At 75.4% G+C, this 3,005-nt stretch carries 3 protein-coding genes and 1 pseudogene; 2 read left to right on the forward strand and 2 right to left on the reverse strand.

From position 1 onward, the window contains the following. A partial coding sequence (locus tag JNW87_RS36785; protein ID WP_238455311.1) for a sugar transferase occupies positions 1-318 on the forward strand: 318 nt, incomplete at its 5' end. Between the two features lie 42 nt (positions 319-360). Here JNW87_RS36785 and JNW87_RS36790 read toward each other — a convergent pair. Beyond that, positions 361-1,491: a PP2C family protein-serine/threonine phosphatase gene (locus tag JNW87_RS36790; RefSeq protein ID WP_238455312.1), complete on the reverse strand. Its 1,131-nt coding sequence runs from the start codon at positions 1,489-1,491 to the stop codon at positions 361-363. A gap of 95 nt (positions 1,492-1,586) precedes the next feature. Here JNW87_RS36790 and JNW87_RS36795 point away from each other — a divergent pair, with 95 nt between their 5' ends. Further along, positions 1,587-2,117 (forward strand): MarR family winged helix-turn-helix transcriptional regulator, encoded by a 531-nt coding sequence (locus JNW87_RS36795; RefSeq protein WP_109805814.1) that lies wholly within the window; start codon positions 1,587-1,589, stop codon positions 2,115-2,117. A gap of 57 nt (positions 2,118-2,174) precedes the next feature. On the opposite strand, the pseudogene JNW87_RS36800 reads toward JNW87_RS36795, so the two are convergent. Continuing rightward, positions 2,175-3,005, reverse strand: a pseudogene (locus JNW87_RS36800) (ROK family protein); the annotation flags it as partial.

The raw sequence follows: 3,005 nt of genomic DNA on the forward strand, positions 1-3,005 counted from the left end.
ATCGGCCGGCTGCTGCGCAAGTGGTCCCTGGACGAGCTGCCCCAGCTGGTGAACGTGCTGCTCGGCCAGATGAGCCTGGTCGGCCCGCGCCCGCCGCTGCCCTCCGAGGTGGCCCGGTACGACGGCGACGTGGCCCGGCGGCTGCTGGTGAAGCCCGGCATGACCGGTCTCTGGCAGGTCAGCGGCCGGTCCGACCTGAGCTGGGAGGACGGCATCCGGCTCGACCTCTACTACGTGGAGAACTGGTCGCTCGCCGCCGACCTGACCATCCTCTGGAAGACGTTCGGCGCGGTGGTCAACAGCCGCGGCGCGTACTGAGCCACGGGCCCCGGCGAGTCGACGCCGGGGCCGGCGCTCCGGTCAGGGCTGCGGCCCGAGCCAGTCGAGGCAGACCACCACGGCGTCGTCCACGAGGTCGCCGGCGACGAACGCCCGCAGGTCGCCGAGCAACGACCGGACCGCGTCCAGCGGCTCCATCGGCCCGGTACGCCGCAGGAAGCGGTCCAGCGCCGTCTCGCCGTACCGGACCTGCTGCCCGGTCGCGTCGACGACGCCGTCGCTGACCACGAAGAGCCGGTCGCCGCGGCGCAGCTGGAACTTCTGCTCCCGGTAGTCCGTGCCCTCGAACATGCCCAGCGGGAACTGCTTCTCCAGGACCTGCTCGCTGACCTCGCCGTCGCGCAGCAGCACCAGGCGCGGCGATCCGGCGTCGACCACGGTGAGCAGTCCGGACGCCAGGTCCAGCTCGAGCAGCAGTGCGGAGAGGTGCTGGGCGCCCCGGTGCAGGGCGTAGATCGCCTGGTCGGCCAGGGCGGCCTGGTCGGCCAGGCCCAGCTCGGCCCGGCGGGCGTTGCGCAGCGCGTGGGTGCCCAGCGAGGTCAGCATGGCGGCGGCCACCCCCTCGCCCGAGCCGTTGATCACCGAGAGCAGGAGCCGGTGGCCGTCGTCGGACCAGTCGAAGCTGTCACCCCGCACCGCGTACGCCGGTTCGAGCTGCCCGGCCAGCCTGAACGACGGGCGGATCCGGCTGCGCCCGGGCAGCAGCTCCCACTGCATCTCGGCGGCGAGGGTGAGTCGCCGGCTGCGCCGCGCGATCAGGTAGATGTCCGTGCTGGGCGAGACGGCGGCCAGTTCGTGCCCGAGCGCGGTGGCGATCGCGTCGAGCTCATGGACGGCGGCCGGGTCGTCCGGCACCGGGGAGAGACGCAACACACCCCGTCGCTCGCCCCGCATGCCCACCGGGAACCAGCCGACCCCGTCGGCGACGATCGGCTCCTGGTGGTCGAAGCACCGCCAGGCCGGGTGGCCCGGGCTGGCGATCGGCTCGCCGCCGGCCAGCGGCAGCAGCTCCGCCAACCGGTAGTCGACCTGGTAGAGCTCCACCCGGGTGATCTGGTACGCCTCTTTGAGCTCGCCGGCCAGCCGGTCGATCAGGAGGTCGGCCGGAGCCTCGGTCAGGGTCCGGCGGGCCAGATCCTCCGGTCCGCTCATCTTTGCTCCTTTGCACAGGTCGATGCCCTGGTGGGGCGGGTAGTCTCGGGCCCACCATGGCCGAAGAAACCGGTCCCTACGGACCAGATGCGAGTATGGCCGCCGCCCTGGACGAGGCGGCGGGCACCCTGCTGGCCGTCTGGGAGGCGGCCCGGGAACGGACCACGAGCCGGCTCTCCAGCGCCCAGTTGCGTGCGGTCATGGTCGTCGAACAGCACGACGGGATCAATCTCCGCCGGCTCGCCACGCTGACGGACATGCTGCTCTCCTCGGCCAGCCGGCTCTGCGACCGGCTGGTCGCGGCCGGGATGCTGGAGCGGGAGCCGGGTCGCTTCGACCGGCGGGAGATCTCCCTGCACCTCACCCCGGAGGCGGTCCGGCTCCTCGCTGAGCTGCGCTCCGACCGCCGGCAGCGGCTGGACCGGGTCCTCACCGCGATGACTCCGGACGGGCGGGAGGCGCTGCTGCGCGGCATGCGCGAGTTCGACGAGAGCGCCCGGCGCCAGGAGCCCACGGCGGTCTCGGAGGCCGGCTGGCCGGTGGCGCAGGGGTCCCGCCGCGAAGAGCCGGCGGCGGAGTGGGCGGGCGACCCGGCCGGTGAGCCACCGGTGGCCCGGACGGCCTGATCCGCCGAGCCCCGCGGCCCGGGTCAGGCGGGCGCCAGGTGGTCGCCCTCGGTGGTCTCAGCCGCTGTGGGCCAGCCAGCCGACCGGCCGGTCCACGATCCGGCGGACCACGACGCGGCCCCGCCGACGGCCGCGGACCGCGCGCCGAGGGCCGCCGGCCGTACGGTCACCGGGGACCAGGCCGCGGTGAGCACGCGGCGGGAGAGCTCCGCGACCACCGGCGGCCGGAGCCAGGGGGCGAGCGGGGCGTACCCGCCGCCGAGTACCACGGTGTCCAGGTCCAGCAGGTTCACCACACCGGCGACGGCCACCCCGAGCGCGGTCCCGGCGTCCGCCAGCGCGGTGCGGGTGGCCGGGTCGCCGGCCGCGGCGAGTTCCGCCAGCCGGGTCGCGGCGGTGTCCGCGGGCAGGTCCGCGCCGGCCAGTCCGGCCGCGGCCAGGACGACCTCCTGTCCCGCGTACCGCTCCAGGCAGCCGCGGCCGCCGCAGCGGCAGGGCCGTCCCTCGGGATGCACGGGGATGTGACCGATCTCGCCGCTCCAGCCGCGCGCGCCCCGGTACAGCCGTCCGTCGAGGACGATCCCGGCGCCGATCCCGATCTCGCCGGAGATCTGCAGGAAGCTCGCCGACCCGGGCGGACCGGCGTGCAGCTCGCCGAGGGCGGCCAGGTTGGCCTCGTTCTCCACCACCAGCGGTGGCACCCCGTCGACCGGCTCGGTCAGCCGGTGCCCGGCGAGCAGCGCGGGCACGTCCACGTCCCGCCAGCCGAGGTTGGGGGCGAGCCGGACCAGGCCGCCGGCGTCGACCAGGCCCGGCACGGCGAGGGCCGCGCCGGCCAGGGTCAGCCCCTGCCGTGCGGCCGCGGCGCGGGCGTCGGCGGCGAGCGCG

It is taken from the genome of Micromonospora sp. ATA51 (genome assembly GCF_016802855.1).
GTDB lineage: Bacteria > Actinomycetota > Actinomycetes > Mycobacteriales > Micromonosporaceae > Micromonospora > Micromonospora sicca.

What these genes read in the sequence shown, in the direction of transcription:
- JNW87_RS36795 (WP_109805814.1), top strand. Translation starts at nt 1,587, where the DNA reads ATGGCCGCCGCCCTGGACGAGGCGGCGGGCACCCTGCTGGCCGTCTGG.
- JNW87_RS36790 (WP_238455312.1), bottom strand. Translation starts at nt 1,491, where the DNA reads ATGAGCGGACCGGAGGATCTGGCCCGCCGGACCCTGACCGAGGCTCCG.